General features: G+C 70.5%; 21 protein-coding genes. 14 read left to right on the plus strand and 7 right to left on the minus strand.

The annotated features are described in order from the left end of the window. The first annotated feature begins 24 nt into the window (after positions 1-24). Positions 25-654, plus strand: coding sequence for an NAD(P)H-dependent oxidoreductase (locus tag AB0J80_RS20855; RefSeq protein WP_364707195.1), 630 nt, complete (start codon positions 25-27; stop codon positions 652-654). 82 nt (positions 655-736) lie between these two features. Here the strand turns inward: AB0J80_RS20855 and AB0J80_RS20860 are convergent, their stop codons facing one another. Then, positions 737-967 carry a zinc-ribbon domain-containing protein gene (locus tag AB0J80_RS20860; RefSeq protein ID WP_364707197.1) on the minus strand — a complete coding sequence of 77 codons (231 nt, stop codon included), beginning with the start codon at positions 965-967 and terminating at the stop codon, positions 737-739. A gap of 260 nt (positions 968-1,227) precedes the next feature. Between AB0J80_RS20860 and AB0J80_RS20865 the strand changes: the two genes are divergently transcribed. After that, on the plus strand, positions 1,228-1,653 hold the full coding sequence (locus AB0J80_RS20865) for a phage holin family protein (RefSeq protein WP_364707199.1): 426 nt from the start codon (positions 1,228-1,230) through the stop codon (positions 1,651-1,653). Then, positions 1,650-2,696 (plus strand): L-glyceraldehyde 3-phosphate reductase, encoded by a 1,047-nt coding sequence (mgrA, locus tag AB0J80_RS20870; protein ID WP_364707201.1) that lies wholly within the window; start codon positions 1,650-1,652, stop codon positions 2,694-2,696. The genes AB0J80_RS20865 and mgrA overlap by 4 nt, the downstream gene beginning before the upstream one ends. An 18-nt stretch (positions 2,697-2,714) precedes the next feature. On the opposite strand, the gene AB0J80_RS20875 is transcribed toward mgrA, so the two are convergent. Next, the gene (locus AB0J80_RS20875) at positions 2,715-5,675 is read right to left on the minus strand and encodes a family 16 glycoside hydrolase (protein ID WP_364707203.1); all 2,961 of its coding nucleotides are present in this window, start codon (positions 5,673-5,675) and stop codon (positions 2,715-2,717) included. Positions 5,676-5,870: 195 nt separating this feature from the next. Beyond that, entirely contained in the window at positions 5,871-7,745 is a 1,875-nt protein-coding gene (locus tag AB0J80_RS20880; protein ID WP_364707204.1) for a Xaa-Pro dipeptidyl-peptidase, read from the minus strand. A gap of 395 nt (positions 7,746-8,140) precedes the next feature. Between AB0J80_RS20880 and AB0J80_RS20885 the strand changes: the two genes are divergently transcribed. Beyond that, complete coding sequence (locus tag AB0J80_RS20885; protein WP_364707206.1) at positions 8,141-8,692, plus strand: hypothetical protein; 552 nt, start codon at positions 8,141-8,143, stop codon at positions 8,690-8,692. A 137-nt stretch (positions 8,693-8,829) separates the two neighbouring features. Here the strand turns inward: AB0J80_RS20885 and AB0J80_RS20890 are convergent, their stop codons facing one another. Both AB0J80_RS20890 and AB0J80_RS20895 read right to left on the minus strand, forming a co-directional pair. After that, the gene (locus AB0J80_RS20890; protein WP_364707207.1) at positions 8,830-10,494 is read right to left on the minus strand and encodes an APC family permease; all 1,665 of its coding nucleotides are present in this window, start codon (positions 10,492-10,494) and stop codon (positions 8,830-8,832) included. A gap of 62 nt (positions 10,495-10,556) precedes the next feature. After that, the gene (locus AB0J80_RS20895) at positions 10,557-11,195 is read right to left on the minus strand and encodes a GPP34 family phosphoprotein (RefSeq protein ID WP_364707209.1); all 639 of its coding nucleotides are present in this window, start codon (positions 11,193-11,195) and stop codon (positions 10,557-10,559) included. Between the two features lie 207 nt (positions 11,196-11,402). On the opposite strand from AB0J80_RS20895, the gene AB0J80_RS20900 reads away from it, so the two are divergent. The 4 genes from AB0J80_RS20900 (at position 11,403) to AB0J80_RS20915 (ending at position 15,455) form a co-directional block, all read left to right on the plus strand. Continuing rightward, on the plus strand, positions 11,403-12,251 hold the full coding sequence (locus tag AB0J80_RS20900) for a helix-turn-helix transcriptional regulator (RefSeq protein WP_364707211.1): 849 nt from the start codon (positions 11,403-11,405) through the stop codon (positions 12,249-12,251). A 44-nt stretch (positions 12,252-12,295) separates the two neighbouring features. Further along, positions 12,296-12,511, plus strand: a complete 216-nt coding sequence (locus AB0J80_RS20905) for a DUF397 domain-containing protein (protein ID WP_364707213.1) — start codon at positions 12,296-12,298, stop codon at positions 12,509-12,511. 255 nt (positions 12,512-12,766) lie between these two features. Then, positions 12,767-13,888 carry a type III PLP-dependent enzyme gene (locus tag AB0J80_RS20910; RefSeq protein WP_364707214.1) on the plus strand — a complete coding sequence of 374 codons (1,122 nt, stop codon included), beginning with the start codon at positions 12,767-12,769 and terminating at the stop codon, positions 13,886-13,888. A gap of 70 nt (positions 13,889-13,958) precedes the next feature. Further along, a complete protein-coding gene (locus tag AB0J80_RS20915; protein WP_364707216.1) occupies positions 13,959-15,455 on the plus strand; it encodes a S8 family serine peptidase in 1,497 nt (498 codons plus the stop codon). Positions 15,456-15,639: 184 nt separating this feature from the next. On the opposite strand, the gene AB0J80_RS20920 is transcribed toward AB0J80_RS20915, so the two are convergent. Both AB0J80_RS20920 and AB0J80_RS20925 read right to left on the minus strand, forming a co-directional pair. Further along, positions 15,640-16,338, minus strand: coding sequence for a helix-turn-helix domain-containing protein (locus AB0J80_RS20920; protein WP_364707217.1), 699 nt, complete (start codon positions 16,336-16,338; stop codon positions 15,640-15,642). A 69-nt stretch (positions 16,339-16,407) separates the two neighbouring features. After that, a complete protein-coding gene (locus AB0J80_RS20925) occupies positions 16,408-17,985 on the minus strand; it encodes a GGDEF domain-containing protein (protein ID WP_364707219.1) in 1,578 nt (525 codons plus the stop codon). 272 nt (positions 17,986-18,257) lie between these two features. Between AB0J80_RS20925 and AB0J80_RS20930 the strand changes: the two genes are divergently transcribed. From AB0J80_RS20930 to AB0J80_RS20955, 6 genes are read left to right on the plus strand one after another with little or no spacing between them, the layout of a single operon-like run. Next, complete coding sequence (locus AB0J80_RS20930) at positions 18,258-19,694, plus strand: aminobutyraldehyde dehydrogenase (protein ID WP_364707221.1); 1,437 nt, start codon at positions 18,258-18,260, stop codon at positions 19,692-19,694. Between the two features lie 12 nt (positions 19,695-19,706). Beyond that, positions 19,707-20,810: an ABC transporter ATP-binding protein gene (locus tag AB0J80_RS20935; RefSeq protein ID WP_364707223.1), complete on the plus strand. Its 1,104-nt coding sequence runs from the start codon at positions 19,707-19,709 to the stop codon at positions 20,808-20,810. Further along, on the plus strand, positions 20,807-22,060 hold the full coding sequence (locus AB0J80_RS20940) for a spermidine/putrescine ABC transporter substrate-binding protein (RefSeq protein WP_364707226.1): 1,254 nt from the start codon (positions 20,807-20,809) through the stop codon (positions 22,058-22,060). Before AB0J80_RS20935 ends, AB0J80_RS20940 begins: the two co-directional genes overlap by 4 nt. A 2-nt stretch (positions 22,061-22,062) precedes the next feature. After that, complete coding sequence (locus AB0J80_RS20945; protein WP_364707228.1) at positions 22,063-22,920, plus strand: ABC transporter permease; 858 nt, start codon at positions 22,063-22,065, stop codon at positions 22,918-22,920. After that, entirely contained in the window at positions 22,917-23,693 is a 777-nt protein-coding gene (locus tag AB0J80_RS20950; protein ID WP_364707231.1) for an ABC transporter permease, read from the plus strand. The genes AB0J80_RS20945 and AB0J80_RS20950 overlap by 4 nt, the downstream gene beginning before the upstream one ends. 3 nt (positions 23,694-23,696) lie before the next feature. Further along, a complete protein-coding gene (locus tag AB0J80_RS20955; protein ID WP_364707234.1) occupies positions 23,697-25,082 on the plus strand; it encodes an FAD-dependent oxidoreductase in 1,386 nt (461 codons plus the stop codon). Positions 25,083-25,093: the final 11 nt, after the last annotated feature.

Raw genomic sequence — 25,093 nt, forward strand, 5'->3', positions numbered from 1 at the left:
GTGCCGGGCCCTATCGTCTCCGTCATGACGCGCATCCTCCTGATCTCGGGCGACACCCGGGACGGGTCCCTGCACACCGCCGCGCTGCGGACCGCCGTCCGGTCGGCCCCGGCGGACATCGCGGTCACCCGGTACGACGGCCTGCGCGACCTTGCGGCGTACGTCCCGGGCGAGGCCGCCATGCCCGCCACGGTCGCCCTGCTGCGGCACCGCGCCGGGGCGGCGGACGCCGTCCTGGTCAGCACCCCCGAGTACGCCGGCTCGCTGCCCGGCAGCCTGAAGAACCTGCTCGACTGGCTGGTCGACGGCGACGACCTGCGCGGCAAGCCGGCGGCCTGGCTGTCGGTCACCCCGCCCGCCGAGGACCAGGCCGCCCTCGCAACGCTGGAGACGGTCCTCGGCCACGCCGGCGCCAGGGTGCTCAAGTCCGCGTGCATCCGCATCCCGCTGACGCCTCACGCCGTGGGTGAGGACGGCTTCATCGCGGACCCGCGGCTGCACACCGCGCTGCAGGACATGCTGCGCGCCCTCGCCCGGTCGCTGGCCACGCCGGAGCCGCGGCAGCCGCCCTCGTGGCAGGTGCACTCCAGCCTGTACCCGGTCGTGCCGCGCCGCGAGCCGTCCGCCTTCCGGCCCGGCCGTCTGTACAGCTGACCGGCCGTTGTCCGAAGCACGACCCGCCACTCCCAGCGAACCGACCGGCGCGAGCCTCCTGGCGCTGAAGTACGGCGACTGATCAGGCGGCGGCGACGGCCTCGCGGCGGCTGATCTCGCGGGAGCCGCCGCAGTGGGTGCAGGCCCGGATCCAGCGTGACGGGCGCACCGGGAACAACGGGATGAAGAACAGGCTGAACTTCGTCGTCCGTTCGATCAGGGACTGCGCCGCCGTCACACCGCAGAAGTCGCAGCGGTGCACCGGCGAGGAGTGGAAGCGGTCCTTGGTGCGCAGGCCGAAGATGAGGAACACGGATCCACGATACGGCGGGATCACCGGTTCCGCCGGGCAGCCGCGACCGACTGCCCCGGACCGGCCCGAGCCACGACGCCAGGCGGCTCGGACCGGTGGGCGGCCCGCCGGGTGGCGGGCCGGGGGCCGCGGGACCGGTGCCCGATTCCGGCGCCGCGGCCGGTGCGCGTTCCCCCTTGCGGCGCAGGCATCGGCAGGCAGCCGGGGCACTTGAGGCTTTCGCACCGCATATCCGCTCTGACCTCGGGTAGTGGTGAACCATGACCGATACACGGATGCGGCTGGACGGGTCCGCCGAGGCGTCGACCGCGGAGCTGGTCAGCCGGATGAGCGAGCAGGTCTCCACCCTCGTACGCGAGGAGCTGGCGCTGGCGCGCACGGAGATGGTGGAGAAGGGAAAGCGGGCCGGGACCGGCGCGGGGATGCTGGGCGGCGCCGGGGTCCTGGCCCTGTACGGCGTCTCCACCCTGCTGCTGACCGTCGGCGCGCTGCTGGCGCTGGCCATGCCGGCCTGGGTGGCCGCGCTCGTGGTCACCGCGGTGGTGCTGGCCGTGGCGGGCGTCGCCGCCCTGCTGGGCAAGAAGCAGGTGGAGCAGGCGGTCCCGCCGGCGCCGACCGCGGCGGTCGACAGCACCAAGCGGGACGTGCAGACCGTGAAGGCGGCGGTCCGGGACGGCCGGAGTTGAGCTACCTCGCGGCTGCCGACCGATACTCCGGCAAGATGCAGTACCGCCGCACCGGGCGCTCGGGCCTCGACCTGCCCCTGCTGTCCCTCGGCTTCTGGCACAACTTCGGCGACGACAGGCCGTACGAGCAGCAGCAGGCCATCGTCCGCCGGGCGTTCGACCTCGGCGTCACCCACTTCGACCTGGCCAACAACTACGGGCCGCCGTACGGCGCCGCGGAGATCAATTTCGGCCGCCTGATGCGCGAGGACCTGCGGGCGTACCGGGACGAGATCGTGGTGTCGACGAAGGCCGGCTGGGACATGTGGCCCGGCCCTTACGGCCAGGGTGGCGGCGGCCGCAAGTACGTCCTCGCCAGCCTGGACCAGTCGCTGGGCCGGATGGGCCTGGACTACGTCGACATCTTCTACTCGCACCGGTTCGATCCCACAACCCCGCTGGAGGAGACCGCCTCCGCCCTCGACGCCGCCGTGCGCGCCGGCAAGGCGCTGTACGTGGGCATCTCCTCCTACGACGCCGAGCACACCCGGCGGATGGCGGCGCTGTTGCGCGAGCTCGGCACTCCGCTGCTGATCCACCAGCCGTCGTACTCGATGCTGAACCGCTGGATCGAGACCGAGGGCCTGCTCGACGCCGCCGAGGAGGTCGGCGCCGGCGTCATCGGCTTCACCGCGCTGGCGCAGGGGCTGCTCACCGGCAAGTATCTGGGCGGCATCCCGGAGGGGTCGCGGGCCACGCAGGGCAAGTCGCTCGACCCGGAGACGATCGACGAGGCGATGGTCGCCCGGCTCAACGAGCTGAACGACGTCGCCCAGGGCCGCGGGCAGAGCCTCGCCCAGCTGGCCCTGGCCTGGGCGCTGCGGGATCCACGGGTCACCTCGCTGGTGATCGGGGCGAGCAGCGTGCACCAGCTCGAGCAGAACGTGGCCGCGCTGGACAACCTCGCCTTCTCCGCCGACGAGCTGACCACGATCGAGAAGATCCTGGAGGGCGGCACGGCCTCGGTGGATCTGTGGAAGGACGCCCGCCAGGGCACGCTCTGACGGGCGTCCTCGCCTCGTTCAGTTCGCCGGTTCGATCCAGATGTTGCGGTACTGGACCTTGTTGCCGTGGTCCTGCAGGCGGATCGACCCGGTCGCCGGGCCCTCGGCGATACTGCCGCCGGTGGGCCCGGTGATCTCCACGTCGTCGTGCACCTTCACACCGTTCCACACCACCGTGATCCGGGCGTTGGCGGTCTTCGTCCCGGTCGCGTCGTAGCGGGCCGCCCGGAAGTCGATGTCGTAGGTCTGCCACGTCTCCGGCGGGGTCGCGGCGTTGACGTCCGGGGCCTTCTGCAGGTAGATGGCTCCGGCCTCGTTGGTGTCGAGCGTGCTGTCGCCGTACGAGTCAAGGACCTGGACCTCGTAGCGTTCCTGCTGGTAGACCCCGCTGTTGCCACGGTTCTGGCCGGTGACGTCCGGGGGCAGCAACGGCACCTTGAACTCGACGTGCAGGCGGTAGTCGCCGAACGCCTGGCGGGTGCGCAGGTCGCCGCAGCACACCTCCATCGCGCCGCCGGGCAGGCGCGGCCAGCTCGCCGTGCGGCCGTCGGTGTGCTGCCACTCGGTGAGGTTCGTGCCGTCGAAGAGCGTGATGCGCTCCCCCGGCCGGCGCACGGTGACCAGGTCCAGGTTGACGTGCCCGGTGTCGCCGGTGTCCACCCTGTACTCGATCGTGTTGTCACCGCGGCGCAGCTTCAGCCGTTCCGTCTTGGTGGCCCAGTCGTCCCAGGTCACGGTCGTGGGCAGCACCGTCTGGCGGATCTTGCGCCCGTTGACGTACACGCTGACGCTCTTGTCGCCCTGGAACGGGTTGGGGCCGTTGGAGTAGCGCAGCCCGACCTCGTACTCCCCCGCCTTGCTCACGTCGGCGTGCAGCGTGGTGGAGGCGTTGAGGGTGCCGAAGCTGTCGACGAAGCCGACGCCCGAGAAGCCGCGGTGGTCGGTGCCGAGGCCGGCACCGCCCTGGCGGCGGCCCTCCTCCGCCTCGTAGAAGACCTGGTCGGGCTGCGCGCCGGGGATGGCGTTCAGCGTGTACCAGGCCTCGGTGCTCCACAGCTGCTCGCCGCTCGCCGCGCTGAACGGCCGCGGCGACCGCAGGTGCACGACCCGGTCCCGCAGGAGGCCGTCGATGGTCAGGGTGACCTTCCGCCGGTCGGCGGAGACCTTCGCGGCGGTGACCGTCAGCTTCTGCTCGTCGACCTTCGGTCCCCCGTACGCGGGGGTCGGCGCGTACCGCCACTGCTCCACCTGGTACGCCGCGCCGAGGTTGGCGATCGTCTCCGGTGACAGCGGCTTGGTGTACTCGACGACGAAGCCCGTCCGGGTGGCGCTCACGGACCTCATGTCGAACGCGGTCGTGCCGTTCGGGGTGAGTTTCTGCAGGCCGTACCGCAGCTTGCCGGCCTGGCCCCAGTTGCCGTCGGCGCCGAGACCGCCGATGTAGATCGCCCCGTCCGGCCCGATCGTGGTGCGGTTGACGCCGGACTCGAGCCCTTGGGTGTGGCGGAAGACCGCGCCCTGGTACTCGCCGTGCACCTTCTCCAGGTACGCCCGCTGCAGGCCCCCGTACGTGACGTCGCCGAAGAGCATCTGCCCCTGGAACGGCCCCTGCTTGAGCAGCACCGGCGTGCTCGGCGAGTTGGCGATCTCGTTCTGCGGCAGCCACAGCACCGGCTTGGTGACCGCCTCGGCGTCGAACGGGCCGGCCGGGTTGGTGTAGTGGTTGAAGAACCGGTCCTGCTTGATCCGCACGAGCTTGGAGGCGGGCAGCCAGCCGCCCTGGTTGTCGGCGACGAACAGGCCGCCGCCGGGTCCCCAGCCGATGCCGTTGGGCGTGCGCAGGCCACCCGCGACGTAGGTGATCTTGCCGGTGCGCCGATTGACCTGGATGCTCGTCCCCCGGTTCGCCGCCGGCTGCGGGTTGGTCGTCGCGCCGCCGTAGTCGATGGCGACGGACAGGTTCAGGTAGAAGTCGCCGCCCTGGTAGAGCAGGCCGAACGCGAACTCGTGGAAGTTGCCGCCGAACGGCCACGTCGCCACGGTGCGCCGCTGGTCGGCCACGTCGTCGCCGTCGGTGTCGCGCAGCTCGGTGAGTTCGTGCTTCTGCGACACGTAGATGAGGCCGTCGACCACGGCGATGCCCATCGGCTCCTTGAGACCCCCGGCGACTCGTCGGTAGGTGACGCGGCTCGGGTCGGTCCGGCCGGTCACGTGGTCCAGCAGGTAGACCTCGCCGTCGGTCTTGTCGCTGCCGCCCCAGGTGGTGATGACCATCCGCCCGTCGGGCATCCACGCCATCGCCGAGACCTGGGGCTGGAACCCGTCGGGACGCAGGTCCGTCAGCGTGTAGCCGGGGTTGACCGCGTCGAGCGGCAGCCCGTCGCCCGGGGTGTCGTTCTGGCCCTCGCACTGCTTCTGCCCGGGGGCGGTCACCCGCACCACCCCGGCATCGGTGCTGAGCACCGAGCTCGGCACGAGCGAGAAGTCGTCGGCGCCCGGCGGCCGCCACGAGAGGGTGAGCTGCTGACCGCCGCCGGCCTCGAAGTACTCGGCGAACAGCGAGTGGTACCCGGCGGTCAGCGTGACGGTCCCGTCCTTCGACTCGACACCGTGCAGCCCGTCGTTGTCGACCACGCGGGTGCCGTCGATCGCCAGCCGGGAGCCGTCGTCGCTGGTGAGCCGGAACGTGTACGAGCCGTCGGCCGGGACGTCGAGGTTGCCGAGCACGTGGGCGACGAAGTTGTCCTCGAACCCGAAGTCGCCGGCGGTCCGCAGGTCGACGGTGGGGACGAGCTTGTCGACGCTGGGCGTCTGGCCGGGCTTCAGCGTGCAGATCTCGGTGAGGGGTACGCGGGTGTCGAACGTACGCAGGGTGACGCCGGGCTCCTGGGGTGGCAGGTCAGCGGCGTACGCGGCGGCCGGCTGGGCGACGACCGCCGCGCAGCCGGCGACCAGGGCGAGGACGAGGGGACGGACCATGCTGCTCCTTCGAACTGGTGTTACCGGCTCGATTCAGGGACGTGAATATCGTGGTCCACGATCGACGGTCACACCAGAACTTTCTTGGTGCGCATGTCTAACTTTTGTCGTTTGAGGAGAAAGTAGGCTGCCCGAAAGGCCGCTGCGCCGCGCCCGGACGGGCACGGCGCAGCGGGTAGAGCGCGGATGGGGCAGTCAGCGGGACAGCGGCAGGACCACCTTGGAGACGCCCAGGCGCACGCCGACCTCGGTGCCGGCCGGGTAGCGCAGCGTGTGGTCGCGCTCGGTGGAGATCAGCACGAGCCCGATCCGGTGCCCCGGCGCGAACACGTGGTCCTCGGTCTGCAGGTTCCAGCGGAACGTGTAGGGCCGGCCCGCCTCGATCGGCGTGGTCCGCGACGGCGAGAGGCGGTTGCGCACGTCGAGCCAGCCACGGCTCACGATCTCCAGCGGCGTGGACTGCGTGGCGTACTCGCGGCGGTTGAAGCAGCCCGGATCCTCGGGGATGCCGGGGCCGATGCAGTCCTGGCCCGGCACGGTGCGTATCCCCGCGTACCGGTCGGCGGTGCCGTAGTCGACCAGCAGCGCAGTGAGGTACGGCGACTTGCCGGCCAGATCCGCCCGGACGCCGACCTCGGGCGTGCCGGAGAGCCGGGCCTCCGTCGTCAGCGGTGCGGACAGGTACGCGAGCCGGTTGGGGTCGGTGGTCAGCTCGTCCGCGACGAGGTCCTCGGCCGTGCGCGCCGGGTCGTCGACGAACGACTGCCGCGCTCCGGGGCGGGCCGGCCACGGCTGGAGGGTGCCGGGGCGGCCGTCCGCCGCGGGCCCGCCGAGCGCCAGCGTCATGGGCCGGGTGCCCGGGACGGGCCAGGTCGCGGCGGTACGCCACTGGCCGGGCGCCACCTCGACGTCGGCCAGGGGCTCCCGCATGATGCCGGTGTCGATCTTGTACAGCCACTGGTCGAACCAGCGGTGCAGCGTGTCGAGCCAGACGTCGCGGCGGACGTTGAAGGGGTCGGTGTGGCCGGCCTGGTGCAGCCAGATCTTGCGCGGCACGCCGGTGCGGGCCAGCGCGGCCCACCACTGCCCGGCCTGCTGCGTACGCACGTTGTCGTCGTGCAGGCCGTGCACGAGCAGCACACTCGCCCGCACCTTGCCGGCATCGCGCACATAGTCCCGCTCGGCCCAGTACGCGCTGTAGTCGCCGGTCTCCCGGTCCTGATCGCGTTCCAGCCCCGCCATCACATCGGCGCAGACCTCGGGGTGCTCCCGGGTCAGCACCGCCTTCGCCAGGACGTCGGTGTCCTCACCCTGGAAGCCGCCGGGCGCCACGACGCCGCCGTTGGCGCGGTAGTAGTCGTACCAGCTGGAGATGCCCGCGATCGGCACGATCGTCTCCAGGCCGCGGACGCCGGTCGAGGCCACCGCGTTGGGCAGGGTGCCGTTGTAGGAGACGCCGATCATCCCGGTGCGGCCGGTGGACCACGAGGCGCGGGCGGGGGCGCCGGCGGCGTCGAAGCCGCGGGCGCGGCCGTTGAACCAGTCGACGACGGCCTTCATGCCGAGCGTCTCGTTGCGCCCGCCCGAGGTGGGGCAGCCCGTCGACCCGCCGGTGCCGAGGCTGTCGGCGAAGGCGACCGCGTAGCCCCGGGGCACGAAGTAGTTGTCGAGGTATCCGGAGAAGACGATCGTCTCGGCGGCGCGGTCGGTGCCGGGAGACGCGCTGCGCCGGGCGGCGGCGCCGTCGCGGTCGATGTCGTCATGGTTCGGTACGTCGTTGAGCCCGGCATAGTAGGGGCTCGCCTGGAAGATGACCGGTACCTTGCGGCCGTCCTCGGTCCGGGGGCGGATGATGCGTACCGCCACCCGGTCCGGTTGACCGTCGGCGTCGCTGTCCACCGGCGTCTGGACCCACACCTGTTCGCGGATCGCCTGGGTGTAGTCGTACACGGGCTGGGTGCCCCCGGCATCGCGGGCGGGGGCGGCGGTGGCGGCCACCGCGGGGAGGAGCAGGGTGACGGCGGCGCAGGCGGCGGCCAGCAGCCGCGCCCCGCTCCGGGAAGTTCGCATCGTCGACAACCTCCGGCGCTCGGATCTCGGGGCCACCCTATCGTCCACTATCGATCCCTGAGGTCCGGCGGCCCCTCAGACGAGATCGACAAGGCTGATCGAAATCAGACACGAGTCCAGAACTCGGTGTCATGGACGACATCGCGGCGAGGGCCACCCCGGTGCGCCCGCGGCGGGCGCTCGATCGCTTGCCGGGCCCTTACCTGCGGGAACTACGGCCCAGCCGGCCAGTGGATCACGCGAAAATGTCATTTCGGGACACGTTGACCTTGGCATAAATCACGCCTTGTAATCTGACAAACACGCTCCGTACGCTGTGTTCAGAAGCCCATCGATCGGCTTGAGTGCCAGGAACAACGGGTGGCCTCGACCATCAGCACATCGGGGAGCATCGCATGGTCATCAAGGTTGTCGAGCAGATCAACGACGACGAGCTCATCGAGTACGCGTGGAAGATGTACGAGGAGTCGTTCCGCGGCCTGAACGCGCTCGCGGTCCAGCGTCACCTGATGTACCGCCACGAGTTCGAGGACGTGATGCGCGACGGCCGGGTGCAGAAGTACCTGAGTCTCGACGACGAGGGCACGTTGTGCGGGCTGTCGACGTACACCAATGATCTGGACGCGATGCCGCTGATCTCACCGCAGTATTTCGAGCGGCGCTGGCCGGAGCTCTACGCCCAGCGCAAGATCTGGTACTGCGGTTTCGTGGCCGTGCTGCCCTCCGGCCGCGCCAATGCGTCGTTCTCCGACCTCGTCGAGGCCATGTACCTGTTCGCGGCGGCGCAGAACGGCATCATCGGGCTCGACTTCTGCCAGCACAACGACGACCGGCGCAAGATGGGCCGGGTCATCCGGCTGATGCTGCAGCGCTTCTCCGGCAACTGCGAGGCGGAGATGATGGACGCTCAGCAGTTCTGGATCTACCAGTTCCCGCAGGCCGCCTGAGCACGCCGGCACCGCCCGCCGCTTCGGCCGGATCCGCGCTCTTGGGGGGCGGACGGATCGGCCGGCACCTCTGCACCTCCTCCTCTTCTCCTGAAGGTCCGGCGGGCGGTTCGGCGTGTTCTCCGGTAGGGCTGCGGTCACTGCCAGCGGGAAGGCTCCGGCGGCGTCTCCCACTGCGACTGGTCGGGCGGGGTCTCCCGCACGTCCCGCAGGGTCGGCGGCTCCGGAGCCCGGGGCATCGGCAGGTTCTGGTGCCCGGGCTGCTGCTCACGGGCGGCCGCGAGGATGGCACGGGCGCTGATCGGCTCGGTGTGGGAACCCTTGAGCCGCGGGGCGTCGGCGATGAAGCCGCCGTCCGCGCCGCGGCCGATCGCCGCGTACACCTCGGGGCGCGCCGCGCGCATGACGACCGCCCAGATGAAGCCGACGACGGCGAAGACGGCGTACCCGGTCGGGAAGAGCCAGTGGAACATCGAGCCTGGCTCCACCTGCAACAGGTCGCCGAGGCCGTAGACGGTCGCCGCAAGGATGATGCTGAGCAGCACGAAGGCGATGATCGGCGCGACCTTGGCGCGCCAGACGTTCTCCTGGTGCGGATGCCGGACGAAGAACGCGATCACGGCGGCGGAGGCGCTCCACATGAGGATGAGCACGCCCAGGCCGCCGACGACGGTCAGCCACGCGAACAGGTAGACCAGCGGGTCGGCTCCCGTGATCCGGTAGACGACCAGCACGCCGATCGCGAGCAGGCTCTGGGTCAGCGAGCCGACCATGGGCGCGCCCGTACGGGGATGGGTGTATCCCCAGGCGCGCGGGAGCACGCCCTCGCGTCCCAGCGCGAACTGGTAGCGCGCCACCGCGGCGTGGAAGGCCAGCAGCGCGGCGAAGATGCTGGTCATGAACAGGACGTAGCCGACGTTGATCAGCGCCTCGGGCACGTGCGGGCTGACCAGCGTGAAGACCAGGTCGGTCTCCTCCGCCTTAGCCGCGGCCACGATGTTGTCCGGGCCGGCGCCGACCGACATGGCCCAGGCCGACAGCCCGCAGAGCAGGCCGGCGAGGATGACGGCCCAGTGGGTGGCCCGCGCGATCGTCCGCTTGGGATCCTTCGCCTCCTCGGACAGCACCACGGTCGCCTCGAAGCCGACGAAGCCGGCGATCGCCAGCACCATCATGGCGGCGACCTCGGGTGTGAACACCTGGACCGGGGACAGCGTGGCGAAGGAGACCGAGCCGTCCGCCGGGTTGGCGACCATCACGAGGTCGTAGAAGAGCACGATGACGATCTCGGCGACCAGCAGGACGGCGAGCACCTTGCCGCTGAGGTCGACCCAGAGCAGGCCGAGCACGGCGACCAGCGCCCAGGCCGCGACCGCGCAGGCGAACCAGCCGACCGTGAAGCCGAGCCCGTCGAGGACCCCCGAGGCGACCACGCCGAAGAGCCCGAACAGGCCGGTCTGCATCATCGCGTACGCGGGCAGCGCCACGAACGCCGCGCCGACGCCCGGGACCCGCCCCAGCCCGTGACTGATGTACGAGTAGAACGCCCCGCTGTTGACGATGTGCCGGCTCATGGCGACGAAGCCGACCGTGAAGATGGACAGGATGCCCGCCACGACCAGGTAGACGACGGGCACCGCGGTGTTGCCGACGACCGCGTAGATCGTCGTGATGGCGCCGATGACGACGGTGAGCGGGGCCGCTCCGGCAACACCGAAGAACACCACCGACGGGACGCCGAGCCGATTCCGCGCCAGTGCGGTGGACACGATATCGGGTTCGGACACGTCCTTGCTCGCCATCAAGAGCCTCCCAGCCCATTGATCGATGTTGTCCCGCCGGCGGTGGTGACGGCCGACGGCGCTCACCGCCGACCGACGGCGAGCACCGAGCCGACGGACGCCTCGGTCTGCTCGATCAACTGCCGGAAGTCCTCGGGCAGCGTCCCGATGGCGGTGGGAAGCTGCGTCAGGGCGTGCCGGTGCACCTCGAAGTCCCACAGCACGTGCCGGGTCAGGCCGGTCGCCACGACCAGGCCGGCCAGCAGCCGGTCGCTGGTGGACATCTCGAGGCCGCGCACCATGATGTTCGCGAGCCGCATCGGGGCCCAGGCGGCGGCGTTGCGCTGCACCTCGTTGTTCGGCATATAGAAGGTCTGGGTGCTCAGCATGCGGCGGCGGGTCACGGACTCGACGGCGCCCACCCGCATGAGCCGCTCCCCCACCCGGTCGGCGGCGTCCTGCGACAGGTACGCCAGCCAGGTCCGCACCTCGCGGTGCTGCGGCTGGGCGATGAGCAGTTCCAGAACGGAATGCGAGAGCGAGTCCCGCGGCGGCTGACGGCTCTCGATGTAGAGCTCACCGTCGAAGATCCGGAGCCGCCCCTCGAGCATCAGCTCGCCCAGGAGGGCGGCGGCGAGGCCCAGGCCGGTGGCCCGGGGGTGCAGACGGGACCGACCGGTCCGGTCCTCGTGCGCGATCAGGAAGAACTGGTCAGCCAGCACGCCGCGACTCCTTTGACACATCGGCCCGATTAGCCGACAGGCAACAACTGCCTGTACAGAGGCAATAACTCGCTGTCCGGTGCATCATGTACCTGGCTCCGAGGTCAATGCAAGAAGTACTAGACTCGCAATCGCATCGGCCTTGTCTACGATGGATCGCGGGCCGATGCCGACCGGCGTCGAGGCCGCAAGATCGAGGGAGTCAGGGTGTCCACAGACGAAGGACCCACGCTGCGCCGACGCCGTCTGGGCACCGAGCTGAAACGGTGCCGGGAGCGCGCCGGACTCACCCAGGAAAATGTCTCGCGGCATTTCGAGTGGCACGCCGCCAAGGTCACCCGGATCGAGACGGCCCGGGTCGCCGTCACCCCTCGCGACGTCCGCGACCTGCTCAGCCTCTACGGCGTGGAGGACGAGCAGTATCGCGAGGCCCTCATGGAACTGGCCCGCTCGTCCCGCCAGAAGACCTGGTGGACGGACTACCGGGACATCATGCGGCCGGGAAACTTCGTCGGCCTCGAGGCGGAGGCGTCGTCCCTGCGCGCGTGGGAGCCGATCATCCTGCCGGGGCTGCTGCAGACGGAGGCGTACATCCGGGCGCTCATGCGTACGGGCCGGGCTACCGACTCCCCGCAGCACATCGACCGGCGGGTCGCGCTGCGGCTCAAGCGGCAGGACCGGCTCACCGGCACCAACCCGTTGCAGCTCGTCGCGATCATCGACGAGTCGGTCGTCCGACGCTCGGTAGGCGGCCCCGACGTCATGGACGAACAGCTCCGGCATCTCATCGACATCGCTAAATCACCGAACGTGACGCTGCAGATCTTGCCCTTCGACGCCGGCGAACATCCCTTCCTCGGGGGTTCAGCTGCGCTTTTGGAGTTCTCCGAGACCACTCATTTGGATGTAGTTTACCTAGAGGGTCTTGCGGGCGACCTCTACGAAGAGCAACATTCAGAGGTCGCTCGTTACCGTGCGGAGTTCGAGCGACTGAGCGCACGGGCATTGGACCCCCGCCTGAGCCTTAAGATGATCGAAAGTCTCCTGCGCGCGTAGGGGACGTTGCACGCACAATCGCATATCGAAGGGGGGTGCATGGCATGCCAGCGCACCATCTCAACGCTGCCGTTTGGAAAAAGAGCAGCCGCAGCAACGGAAACGGCGGCAACAACTGTGTCGAGGTCGCAGTCCTCGACACAGCCGTTGCCGTACGCGACAGCAAGAACCCTTCCGGTCCCGCTCTCTTCTTCGACCCGGCGCACTGGACCGAGTTCGTGAACTCGGTGCAGGACGGCGAGTTCGACAACAACCGCTGAGAGATTACCGATCTGTACTCACAGATGGGAAGTGGATACTCAAAGTCAACTTCCCGAGGGTGCAAGATCTATTCAAGATGGTGAAAGAGTCCACGTCAGCGGCTCCGCACACCACATTCCGGGGCGCCCCACGGGGCGCCCCGAATGCATATAAGCGCAGCTCACCGACGATTCATCGACCTTTCCGCCAGACCGGTGCATACTGAGTAGCGCACGCTCCGCGTTGATGAGACCACTTAGAGTAAGGGGCCTCCGTTGCGCCAGCCCTCACCCCGCCTCCTCATCGGACCCCGCGCCGGCACGCGGCCGGGACCCGTGCTGGAGATGCGGGCGGACCGCATCGTCGCCGCCCTCGCCGCCTTCCGGGCCGCGTTCCCGGGCGTACGGCCGTTCTACGCGACCAAGTGCAACACCCACGCCGGCGTCCTGCGCACGCTGCGCGAGGCGGGATGCGACTTCGAGATCGCGTCCGTGCAGGAGATGGAGGCGCTCAGCGGTGCCGGCGTACCGCCCGGGGAGCTGCTCTTCAGTAATCCGGTCCGGGCACGGGCGCAGACGGCCCGCGCGGCGGCCGCCGGGGTCGGCCGGTTCAGCGTCGACTCCACCGAGGAGCTGCACCGGGTCGCCGAGGAGGCCCCCGGCAGCCGGGTGTACGCGCGCCTCGCCACCTACGGCGAGGACAGCGTCGTCCCCAGCGAGGGCAAGTTCGGGGTGGACGTCACCGGCGCCGTCCGGCTGCTGCTGGAGGCGCGCGAGCTGGGACTCGTGCCGTACGGGATAACCTTCCACATGGGGTCGCAGTCGCTGCGGCCCGCCGCCCTCCTGCAGCCGTTGCGCGACGTGGCACACGCGATGGACCGGCTGCTGCACGCCGGCGTCCGCCTCGAGATGGTCGACATCGGCGGAGGCTTCCCGGCGGCGTACGACGAGCCGGTGCCCCCGCTGGCGGACTTCGGGCGGGCGGCCGCCGCGGGCCTCGCCCGGCTGCCGTACCCGGTGGAGGTCTTCGCCGAACCGGGCCGGTGCCTGGTCGCCGAGGCCGGGACGTTCCGCTGCCGGGTGATCGGCGTCGCGGAGCGCCCCTCCGGCTGGTGGGCGCACACCGACCTGGGGGTCTTCCACGGGCTGATGGAGGTCCTGGAGTCCGGCGGGCACCTGCACTACCCGATCCACGACACCCGGGGCACCCGGCTGCGCCGCTGCTACCACCTGACCGGGCCGACGTGCGACAGCCAGGACACCTTCGCGCGCGACGTCCTGCTCTCGGCGGACCTGCGGGAGGGCGACGAGCTGCTGATCGGCTCCGCGGGGGCGTACACCAGCGTGTACGCGTCCCGGTTCAACGGCTTCGCGCCGCCACGGGTGGTGCTGATCTGACGCGGTTCGCGCCGGGAAAGCAACGACGAAAGTCCTCAGGTGGCCGCGGGGCAGGCCGATGACCACGTCCATGACGGCTCAACGAGCACGACTTCGGCGGTACGCGGCGGCGATGGCGGCCGCGACCACGGTGGCGACCACCCTGACCGGGATGGCGCCGGCGCAGGCCGCATCAGCCGACTACAGCTTCAACGCCGCCGGTGCCACCCTCACCGACGTCCGCCGCATCACCCGGGCGGACGTGGCGGCGGAGCGCGGCTACACCGGCAAGGGCATCGGCATCGCGCTGATCGACACCGGTGTTGCGCCCGTCGAGGGCCTGACGTCCGGCAACGTGGCGAACGGGCCGGACCTGTCGTTCGAGAGCCAGGTGGCGAACCTTCGCTGGCGCGACACGTACGGCCACGGCACCCACATGGCCGGCATCATCGCCGGCCGCGACACCTCCGGCAGCGGCTTCCGCGGCATGGCGCCCGACGCCAAGCTGCTGTCGCTGAAGGTGGGCGCGGCCAACGGCGCGGTCGACGTGACGCAGGTGATGGCCGCCATCGACTGGGTGGTGGAGCACCGCTTCGACGACGCCCGCAACCCCATCCGCGTGCTCAACCTCTCGTACGGCACCGACGGCGTGTCCAACTGGATGAAGAACCCGCTGTCGCACGCGGTGCAGAACGCGTACCGGGCAGGCATCGCGGTCGTGGTCTCCTCCGGCAACACCGGCGGCGCCATCACCAACCCGGCTTTCGACCCGTACGTCATCACCGTCGGCGCCACCGACATGCGCGGCACGACCGCCTACACCGACGACCAGGTGGCCTCGTTCACCAGCGTCGGCGCGGCGCCGCGGGTGCCCGACCTGTACACGCCGGGGCGTTCGATCGTGTCGCTGCGCGTGCCGGGGTCGATGGCGGACGCCGGATACCCGTCGGCCCGCGTCGGCGAGCGGTACTTCGTCGGCAGCGGCACATCCCAGGCGACCGCCGTCGCGACCGGGGCCGCGGCCGTGCTCCTGCAGCGCTACCCCTGGCTGTCGCCCGACTCGCTGAAGTGCTCGCTGCGCGAGTCCGGCCCGTACGTCGGCGGCGCGACCTCCGGCGGCCGGATGCTCGACCTCGACCGCGCCACGGCCAAGCTGCCTACGTTGTGCGCCGTGATCGGGCCCCGGTCCACGGGCACCGGCAGCATCCAGGAGGCGCGCGGCACGTCCATCGTCTCCCTCGACGGCGTACCGCTGACCGGCGAGCGGGACATCTTCGGTCCGCTCCGGTCGGCCACGTGGGCGGCGGCCAGCACGGCCCAGCGCTCGTGGCAGGGAGGCGACTGGATGGGCCGGCCGATGACCGGCACCGGCTGGAGCGGCACCCAGTACGGGCAGGCCAACTGGGCCGGCCGGGTCTGGTCCGGCACCGACTGGGCGGGCCGGGTCTGGTCGGACATCTCCTGGTCCGGCGCCACGTGGACCGCCCGCGGCTGGTCGAACACCCTGGTCGACGGGGTGCCGTGGTCCGCGCGGGTCTGGTCCGGGGTCTCCTGGCAGCACGGCGCCGGCGGCGCCTGGATGAAGTGACCGCCTGACCCGAGCACGAGAGAAGGCCGCGCCCGATGGGCGCGGCCTTTCTTCGTTCAGCCGCAGAACGACCCGCGGGCGCGGACCGGGCACTGCAGCTCGACCACTACGTCGTCCGGCGCATCGCCGTGCAGATGTACCTGACGACTGACGCCGTACGGCTCCAGGCCCCGCTGTTCGAGGGCTACGTCGAACGCCTGCCAGGCGTCAGCGATGTCGGAGGCCGGACCATGGTGGACCACACTCGCTCCCTTGCTCTCCTGCGGCAGCTCCACCACGTCCAGCCCCTCCGGGCACTCCAGTCGGCGGCGACGGGCCAGCCCACCGCAACGTCGATCTTCGAGCCGTCCGGCCGGCCGTAGTACGTCTGCACCCGCGGACCTGCCGCAGGAACACCCGTCGCGGACAGTCGCTGGGAAACCCGGTCGAGCAGCACCGCCGTCATGGTCCCGATCTCGCTGATGTCGTTGACCTCCGCACCGGCCTGCACCAGGCGCAGCGGGGGAAGCTCCTTCAGCTGGAACGATTCGTTGGTCACGGTCAACCCTCTCTCGATGGACCGGAGCCTTCTGCCCACCTCCGCCAGCCGCGCCGTGTCCGCCTCGATGCGCTGAGCCAGCTCAGCCTGCCGGAGACGCAGCAGGTCCATGAGATCGTCGATGCCGACGCGCTCATCCAGGATCGAGCGGCACTGCTCGAGCGTGAAGCCGAGCTCTTTCAGGGCGACGACGCTGTTCACGCGGCCGATCTGCGACGCGGCGTACCACCGGTAGCCCGTGGACTCGTCCACGCGCTCCGGCGTCACGAGCCCGAGGGCGTCGTAGTGCCGCAACATCCGGGCGGACACCCGGGTGTGCCGGGCAAGATCTCCGATACTCAACATGGCCCCTGAACTCCAAGCCATGACACCGTGTCAAGGTCAACCACCCAGCCATCATCAACCACGTGATGGTCAGAGGACGACGCGGTCGCGGCCGTTCCGCTTGGCCTCGTAGAGGCGCCGGTCGGCCTCCGCGAGCAGCGCGGCCTGGTCCTCGCCCGCACCGGGGACGCCCACCACCGCACCGATGCTCACGGTCACCGGCAGATCGCCGGTGACCGGCGTCCACGGGTGTTCGCGGATGGCGAGCCGCAGGGCCTCGAGCCACGGCCCGGCATCCGGGTCGGCGAGGCCGGGCAGCACCATGAGGAACTCCTCGCCACCCATCCGGGCGGCGAAGGACTCCTTGTCCCGGTCGTCCAGCGCACCTGCGAGCAGGTCGGCGACGGCGACCAGGACGCGGTCGCCGACGTCGTGCGACAGCGTGTCGTTGATGCGCTTGAAGTGGTCGAGGTCCACCAGGGCCACCGTGAGCGGCACGCCGGCCGCCGCGGCGTTGGTGATCAGCTGCGGCAGCCGCTCGTCGACGAAGCGCCGGTTGTACAGGCCGGTCAGCGGGTCGCGGCGGGCCTGCTCGCGGTAGCGCTCGGCCTCGCGCCGGGCCTCGGCGGTCTCGAACATCGCCTGCCGGGTGCGCGCCCGCGCCTCCTGCTGCTGCGAGCGCAGCTCCTCGGCGGCCGCGTGGAAGCGCTTGTACTCCTCGAACGCGGCAGCGTACTTGCCGGCCGCCGCGTACAGCTCGGCCTGCTCGGCCATGGCCCGGACCCGGACCGGTCCGAGGCTGACGCCCCGGCAGGACGCCCGGCAGCGGTCGAGGGTGCTCTGCGCGCGCTCGAGGGCTCCCAGCAGGCGCTGCGCGGTGGCCAGCGTCAGCCGGGCCTCGACGATCTCGTGAGCCTCGAACCAGCGGGAGGTGTCGTGGATGCCGGCGAGGATCTGCTCGGCGCCGGCGTAGTCGCCCGCGCTGATCCGTACGGTCGCGATCGTGTCGCGTTCGCCGACGCCGAAGTCGCGACCGAGGGTACGGACGATGGCGTGCATGCGAGCGGTGATGCCCTGGGCGATGCGCGTCCGTCCGGCCTCGATCTCGGTGTAGGCGAGGTTGTTCAGCACCAGCAGTTGCCGGCGCAGGTCGCCGCACGCGAGCGCGAGCCGCTCCGCCTGGTCGTACCGTTCGCGGGCAGCGCTGACCGAGCCGTTCTCGGCGAGGGAGTTCGCCAGCCGGATGAGGTAGGTGATCCGCAGACCGGCGGGAGCCGTCTCCTCGAGCAGCTCGACCGAGGCGAGCGCGTGCTCGAGGCTCGCGGCGTGGTCGCCGAGGTAGTGGTAGGTGAGGATGAGGTGGAAGTGGCTGCGCGCGAGCAGCGGTACGCACGCATGCTGCTGCGCCCAGGCCTGGATCGTGAGGAAGACCCGGGCGGCCTCACCGACGTTGCCGGTGCGCTGCCGCATGTCGGCCTGCACGAGCTGCGCGCGGCGCAGCAGCAGGGCGTCGCCGAGGGCCTCCGCCGCCCAGGCCGCCTCGGCGGCGCGCACCAGGATGGCGTCCACGTCGTGACCCTCGTGGCTCTCGAGGGAGTCGAGCTCGGCCGCCAGGCGCGCGGCGACGCCCGAGGGCTCCGCGACGGCTTCCGGGGACCTGATGCTCACAGGTTCCCGATCGGCCGACGGAGCCGAAATCGGAGCCTTAGTGACCCGAGCGCGGGACGGAAAAACACAACGTCCGTTCCGGGGCTTTCGTCCCGATCGCGGGCCCGACTTGTCCGCTCCTCCGGAGGTGGCCGGGGACATCGGATTACGTCGCTCAACGAGCGTGATACATCTGAATCCGTTTCGTGCCCGAAAAATACTTCGGATTCCCTTGTCTTGACGCCTTTGGATGTGTCAAGGTCTCGCCACGTCGACCCGGGAGGTCCGGATACGTGAGCGCCGCGCTGCCCGTCCTGCGCAACTTCGTCGGCGGGTCGTCCGCCGACCCGGCCGACGGGCGGACGTCACCCGTCATCGACCCGTGCACCGGCGAAGCCTACGCGGCCGCGCCGGTCTCGTCGGAGCGGGACGTGGCGGCGGCCATGGACGCGGCCGCCGCCGGCTTCGAGACCTGGCGGGACACGACCCCGGCCGAGCGGCAGCGGGCGCTGCTGAGGCTCGCCGACGCCGTCGAGGCCCGCGCCGAGGAGCTCATCGCGGCCGAGTGCCGCGACACCGGCAAGCCCGTCGCCGTGACCCGCCGCGAGGAGATGCCGCCGATCCTCGACGAGCTGCGCTTCTTCGCCGGTGCCGCGCGGATGCTGGAGGGCCGGTCCGCCGGCGAGTACCTGCGCGACCACACCTCCTGGGTACGCCGCGAGCCGATCGGCGTCTGCGCGCAGGTGACCCCCTGGAACTACCCGATGATGATGGCGGTCTGGAAGTTCGCCCCCGCGATCGCCGCCGGCAACTCGGTCGTCCTCAAGCCGTCGGAGACCACGCCCGTCACGACGCTGCTGCTCGCCGAGATCGCCGCCGAGTTCCTGCCGCCCGGCGTGCTCAACGTCGTCTGCGGCGACCGCGACACCGGCCGCGCCCTCGTCGCCCACCCGGTGCCGCGGCTCGTGTCGATCACCGGCTCCACCCGGGCGGGCATGGAGGTCGCCGCCGCCGCGGCCGCCGACCTCAAGAAGGTGCACCTCGAGCTCGGCGGCAAGGCCCCGGTCGTGGTCTTCGACGACGTCGACGTGGCCGCGGTCGCCGAGGCGATCGCCGGCGCCGGCTACTTCAACGCGGGGCAGGACTGCACCGCCGCCACCCGCGTCCTCGTGCACGACCGCATCGCCGGGGACTTCACCGCGGCGCTCGCCGGAGCGGCCAAGGCCACGGTCGTCGGCCGCCCCGACGATCCGGCCGCCGCGTACGGGCCGCTCAACAACGCCGACCAGCTCGGCCGGGTCAGCGGGTTCCTGGAGCGCACCCCCGGGCACGCCGAGATCGTCACCGGCGGCCGGCGCATCGGCGAGCACGGCTACTTCGTCGAGCCGACGGTGGTCGCCGGGCTGCGCCAGCGCGACGAGATGATCCAGGACGAGATCTTCGGCCCGGTCATCACCGTGCAGTCCTTCGACTCCGAGGACGCCGCCGTGCGCTGCGCCAACGACTCCCGCTTCGGGCTGAGCGCCAGCGTCTGGACCCGCGACCACGGCCGCGCCCTGCGGATGTCGCGCCGCCTCGACGCCGGCACCGTCTGGATCAACAACCACCTGCCGTTCGTGTCGGAGATGCCGCACGGCGGCTTCGGTCATTCCGGCTACGGCAAGGACCTCGCCGGGTACGGCCTGGAGGAGTACACCCGCATCAAGCACGTGATGAGCCGGCTCGGCTGAAGAGGGGCGCAGATGTCAGACGTCGCGATCGAGCTCGCCGGGGTGCACAAGGACTTCCAGTCCCACGGCGAGACCGTGCGGGCCGTCCTGCCGCTGGACCTCGCCATCCGGCCCGGCGAGTTCTTCTCCCTGCTGGGGCCCTCCGGCTGCGGCAAGACCACGACGATGCGGATGATCGCCGGCTTCGAGGAGCCCACCGGCGGCACGGTGTACCTCGACGGCACGGACGTCACCCGGGTGGCTCCCCACAAGCGCGACGTGAACATGGTCTTCCAGTCGTACGCGCTGTTCCCGCACCTCACGACGTACCAGAATGTGGCCTTCGGCCTGGAGCGCAAGAAAGTCGCCAAGGACGAGATCCGCCGCCGCGTCGGCGAGATGCTCGAGATCGTCTCGCTGACGGGCATGGAGAAGCGCTCCCCCCGCGAGATGTCCGGTGGCCAGCAGCAGCGGGTCGCGCTGGCCCGGGCCCTGGTGAACGGGCCGCGGGCGCTGCTGCTCGACGAGCCGCTCGGCGCCCTCGACCTCAAGCTGCGCCAGCAGATGCAGATGGAGCTCAAGCGCATCCAGCGCGAGGTCGGCATCACCTTCGTCTACGTCACCCACGACCAGGGCGAGGCGCTGACGATGTCGGACCGCATCGCCGTGATGCAGGCCGGGCGCATCGAGCAGCTCGGCTCGCCCCGCGAGATCTACGAACGCCCGGCCACCCGCTTCGTCGCCGGTTTCATCGGTACGTCGAACCTGCTCGACGGCGCGGCCGACAGCGTCGAGGCCGGGATCGCCGTGCTGACGTACGGCCCGGACGAGCGCGTCCTCGTGCCGGTCCCCGACGGCGTGCGCACCGGCGACGCCCTCGAGGTCTCCGTACGCCCGGAGAAGATCGACCTCAACCGCCACGCCCCGGTCGGCGTGGACGGCAGCATCCTGACCGGCATCGTGACCGAGGTGGTCTACCACGGCACCTCCACCAACTACACCGTGAAAACGGGGGCCGGCGCCGACCTCGTGGTCTTCGACCAGAACGCCTACTCGGCCGAGGACCTGGCCGCGCCCGGCGACCGCGTGTTCCTGACCTGGAGCCCGCAGCACTCGTACCCGATCGGAGTCCGATGAGCCAGCCCCCCACCCCCGGCCCGGCCCTGCTCCGCGGGCTGACCCAGCGGCGGTTCGACCGCCGCGACACCCTGCGGATGTCCGGCCTCGCCGCGCTCGGCATGGCGCTGAGCGCCTGCGGCGTCAAGGGCAAGGGATCCCCCGGCGCCAGCGCCCCCGCCCCGGACGCCGTGGCGAAGTTCTGGTCCGGCAAGACCAGCAACGGCAAGGTCAACTTTGCCAACTGGCCCCTCTACATGGACCCGGCGCACCCCGAGCTGAAGAAGTTCACCGCCGCGACCGGCGTCCAGGTGAAGTACCAGGAGGTCATCCTCGAGATGGGCCCCTGGTTCGCCAAGGTGCAGCCGCAGCTCAAGGCCGGGCAGGACATCGGCTTCGACCTCATGGTCATCACCAACGGCATCCAGTTCAAGCAGTTCGTCGACTCCGGCTTCCTCGCCCCGCTCGACCACACCAAGCTGCCGAACTACGCCGCGAACGCCGATCCCGCGTACAAGAACGAGGCGTTCGACCGGGGCAACGTCTACACCGTCCCGTGGACCTCCGGCATCACCGGGATCGCCTACGACCCGAAGAAGATCAACCGGCCGGTCACCAGGCTGGCCGACCTGTGGGACCCCGCCTTCAAGGGCAAGGTCGGCATGTTCTCCGACACCCAGGAACTCGGCAACTTCGGCATGATGGCGCTCGGCATCAACCCGGAGAAATCGACACCGGACGACTGGAAGAAGGCCGCGGAGAAGCTCAAGGAGCAGAAGAGCGCCGGCGTCATCCGCAACTACTACGACCAGAGCTACGTCGACGCGCTCGGCAAGGGCGAGGTCTGGATCACCCAGGCCTGGTCCGGTGACATCTTCCAGAAGAACGTCTCCGACGGCACGGACTTCACGTTCGTGATCCCCGAGGACGGCGGCACCATCTGGACCGACAACTTCGCCATCCCCGTCACCGCGAAGAACCCGCTCGACGCCATCAAGCTGATCGACTTCTTCTACCAGGTGGACATCGCGGCCTCCCTCGCCGAGTACATCAACTACGTGTGCCCGGTCCCGGCCGCGCGGGAGCAGATCAGGAAGGACGCGGCCGCGAAGTCCGGCGACGACAAGGCGTCGCTGGAGGCCGTGGCGCAGAGCCCGTTGGTGTTCCCCGCCGCCGCCGACTACGCCAAGCTGCACTACTACCGCGACTTCGCCACCCAGGCGGAACAGCAGCAGTACCAGAGCATCTTCGAGCCGATCGTGCTGGGCTGACCGTGCTGCGCCGCCGGATCGCGCCGTACCTGCTGGTCCTGCCCGGCGGGCTCTGGCTGCTGCTCTTCTTCGTCGTCCCGATGGTGACCATGCTGTCGCTGTCGCTGCAGGAGGGCGACGTCGTCAACGGGTACGTGCTCACCGGCCACTGGCAGACGTACGTCGACGCCATCGCGAACTACGAGCCCCAGCTGGTCCGCTCGCTGGCCTACGGCGCGATCACCACCGTCGTCCTCATCGTCCTGGCGTTCCCGGTCGCGTACTGGATCGCCTTCTACGGTGGGCGCCGCAAACCCACGTACCTGTTCCTGCTGCTCCTGCCGTTCTTCGTGTCCTTCGTGCTGCGCACGATCTCCTGGCGCCTGATCCTCACCGACGACGGCCTGCTGCTCGGCCCGCTCAAGGACGCCGGCTTGCTGCCCGCGCAGTTCCACATCCTCGGCACCCCGGTAGCCGTCATCGGCGGCCTGGTCTACAACTTCCTGCCGTTCATGGTCCTGCCGGTCTACGTGGCCCTGGAACGCATCGACCCGCGGGTCGTCGAGGCGGCCCGCGACCTGTACGCCGACCCCGCCACCGCCTTCCGCAAGGTCATCTTCCCGCTGGCGCTGCCCGGCGTCTTCGCGGGCGTCCTGATGACGTTCGTGCCCGCCAGCTCCGACTACGTGAACTCGGCGGTGCTGGGCAGCTCGTCCACCACGATGATCGGCCAGGTCATCCAGGCGCAGTATCTGACCAGCTCCAACTACCCGACCGCCTCCGCGCTGTCGTTCACGCTGATGGCGGTGCTGCTCATCGGCGTCTTCGCGTACGCCCGCGCGCTGGGCACCGAGGACGTGATGAAGGTGGCGGCGCGATGACGGGCCGGCGGGTGCTGTACGCGTACACGTGGCTGGTGATCGCCTGGCTGACCCTGCCGGTGCTGGTCATGGTCCTCTTCGGCTTCAACGACACCCCCGGCCGCTACAACCAGACCTGGGACGGCTTCACCCTCAAGTGGTACGGCCGCGTCTTCGAGCTCGACGAGCTCACCCGGGCGCTGGTCACCTCCCTGGCCGTCGCCGTCGTGACGATGCTGGCGGCCGGCGCGCTCGGCACCGGCATCGGCTACGCCCTGGGCCGCTACCGCTTCCGCGGCTCGGGAACGGTCAACCTCGTCATGTTCGCCGCCATCGCCTCCCCCGAACTGGTCATGGGCGCCTCCCTGCTCACCCTGTTCGTGTCGCTGGGCGTCGGACCGGGCGTCGTGACGATCACCATCGCGCACGTCATGTTCTGCATCTCGTTCGTCGCCGTGGTCGTCCGCGCCCGGGTGCTCACCCTCGACCGCTCCATCGAGGAGGCCGCCGCCGACCTCGGCGCCACGCCCTGGACGACGTTCTGGCGCGTCACCTTCCCGATCATCCTGCCGGCGGTCATGTCCGGCATGCTGCTGGCCTTCGCCCTGAGCATCGACGACTTCGTGGTCACCAACTTCACCGCGGGCACCGCCACCACCTTCCCGCTGTGGATCTGGGGCTCCACCCGGGTCGGCCTCCCCCCGCAGGTCAACGTGATGGGCACCCTGATCTTCCTGATCGGCGTCCTCATCGCGGTCATCACGAGCATCCGCTCCCGCCCGCAGCGGCGCTGAGGCGTGCACACGCTCGCCGACGCCGTCCCGGAGCCGTACTGGCTGCGGCAGCCCGGCGCGCCCCCCGCCACCGACCCGCTCGCATCGGCCGAGACCGCCGACCTCGCCGTGATCGGCGCCGGCTACAGCGGCCTCTGGACGGCCCTGCTCGCCAAGGAACGCGACCCGTCCCGCGACGTCGTCGTCGTCGAGGCCGGCACCGCGGGCTGGGCGGCATCGGGACGCAACGGCGGCTTCTGCGCCGCGAGCCTCACCCACGGCTTCGACAACGGGCTCAGCCGCTTCCCCGACGAGATGGACACCCTCGAGCGGCTCGGCCGGCAGAACCTCACCGAGATCGAGGAGACGGTCCGGCGGCACGCCATCGACTGCGACTTCGCGCGTACGGGCGAACTGCACGTGGCCACCGCGCCGTGGCAGCTGCGCGACCTGTCCGCGTACCAGTCGGCGGCCGCCGAGCGGGGCCTCGACGTGCGGCTGCTCGACCGCGACGCGGTGCGGGCGGAGGTCGACTCCCCCACGTACCTCGGCGGGGTGTGGGACCGCGACGGCTGCGCCATGCTCGACCCGGCCCGCCTGGTCTGGGGCCTGCGCCGCGCATGCCTCGACCTGGGCGTCCGCCTCTACGAGAACACCCGCGTCGACCGCATAGAGGGACTCGCAGGCGGCCTGCGCCTGCAGACCCTGCGCGGCCGCGTCGACGCCCCCCGCATCGCGCTGGCGACCGGCGCCTACAGCAACCTGCTGCGCCGCCTGCGCCACTACGTGATCCCGGTCTACGACTACGCCCTCATGACGGAACCACTGACCGCCGACCAGCTCGCCACGATCGGCTGGCGCCACCGCCAAGGCATCGGCGACTCCGGCAACCAGTTCCACTACTACCGCCTCACCACCGACAACCGCATCCTCTGGGGCGGCTACGACGCGGTCTACTACCGGGGCGGTCGCATCACCACCGACCACGACCAGCGCGAGGAGACCTTCCGCATCCTGGCCCGCCACTTCGCGGACACGTTCCCCCACCTGGCGGACGTGCGCTTCACCCACAAATGGGGCGGCGTCATCGACGCGTGCAGCCGGTTCAGCGGCTTCTTCGGTACGGCGTACAGCGGGCGGCTCGCGTACGCGGCGGGCTACACGGGCCTGGGAGTGGGCGCGACCCGCTTCGGCGCGAAGGTGATGCTGGACCTGCTGGACGGCGGCCGCACCGAGCTGACGTCGCTGAAACTGGTCCGCAGCAAGCCGGTACCGTTCCCGCCGGAACCGGTACGCACCGGGGTGATCCAGCTGACCCGGTGGTCGATCGCCCAGGCGGACCGCCACGACGGAAGGCGCAACCTGTGGCTGCGGACGCTGGACCGGGTGGGGCTCGGCTTCGACTCCTGACCCGTCAGGAG

It is taken from the genome of Actinoplanes sp. NPDC049548 (assembly GCF_040676695.1).
Taxonomy (GTDB): Bacteria; Actinomycetota; Actinomycetes; order Mycobacteriales; family Micromonosporaceae; genus Actinoplanes.

What these genes read in the sequence shown, in the direction of transcription:
- AB0J80_RS20935 (WP_364707223.1), top strand. Translation starts at nt 19,707, where the DNA reads ATGTCAGACGTCGCGATCGAGCTCGCCGGGGTGCACAAGGACTTCCAG.
- AB0J80_RS20880 (WP_364707204.1), bottom strand. Translation starts at nt 7,745, where the DNA reads ATGCGAACTTCCCGGAGCGGGGCGCGGCTGCTGGCCGCCGCCTGCGCC.
- AB0J80_RS20885 (WP_364707206.1), top strand. Translation starts at nt 8,141, where the DNA reads ATGGTCATCAAGGTTGTCGAGCAGATCAACGACGACGAGCTCATCGAG.
- AB0J80_RS20920 (WP_364707217.1), bottom strand. Translation starts at nt 16,338, where the DNA reads ATGTTGAGTATCGGAGATCTTGCCCGGCACACCCGGGTGTCCGCCCGG.
- AB0J80_RS20905 (WP_364707213.1), top strand. Translation starts at nt 12,296, where the DNA reads ATGCCAGCGCACCATCTCAACGCTGCCGTTTGGAAAAAGAGCAGCCGC.
- AB0J80_RS20875 (WP_364707203.1), bottom strand. Translation starts at nt 5,675, where the DNA reads ATGGTCCGTCCCCTCGTCCTCGCCCTGGTCGCCGGCTGCGCGGCGGTC.
- AB0J80_RS20890 (WP_364707207.1), bottom strand. Translation starts at nt 10,494, where the DNA reads ATGGCGAGCAAGGACGTGTCCGAACCCGATATCGTGTCCACCGCACTG.
- AB0J80_RS20865 (WP_364707199.1), top strand. Translation starts at nt 1,228, where the DNA reads ATGACCGATACACGGATGCGGCTGGACGGGTCCGCCGAGGCGTCGACC.
- AB0J80_RS20940 (WP_364707226.1), top strand. Translation starts at nt 20,807, where the DNA reads ATGAGCCAGCCCCCCACCCCCGGCCCGGCCCTGCTCCGCGGGCTGACC.
- AB0J80_RS20915 (WP_364707216.1), top strand. Translation starts at nt 13,959, where the DNA reads ATGACGGCTCAACGAGCACGACTTCGGCGGTACGCGGCGGCGATGGCG.
- AB0J80_RS20855 (WP_364707195.1), top strand. Translation starts at nt 25, where the DNA reads ATGACGCGCATCCTCCTGATCTCGGGCGACACCCGGGACGGGTCCCTG.
- AB0J80_RS20950 (WP_364707231.1), top strand. Translation starts at nt 22,917, where the DNA reads ATGACGGGCCGGCGGGTGCTGTACGCGTACACGTGGCTGGTGATCGCC.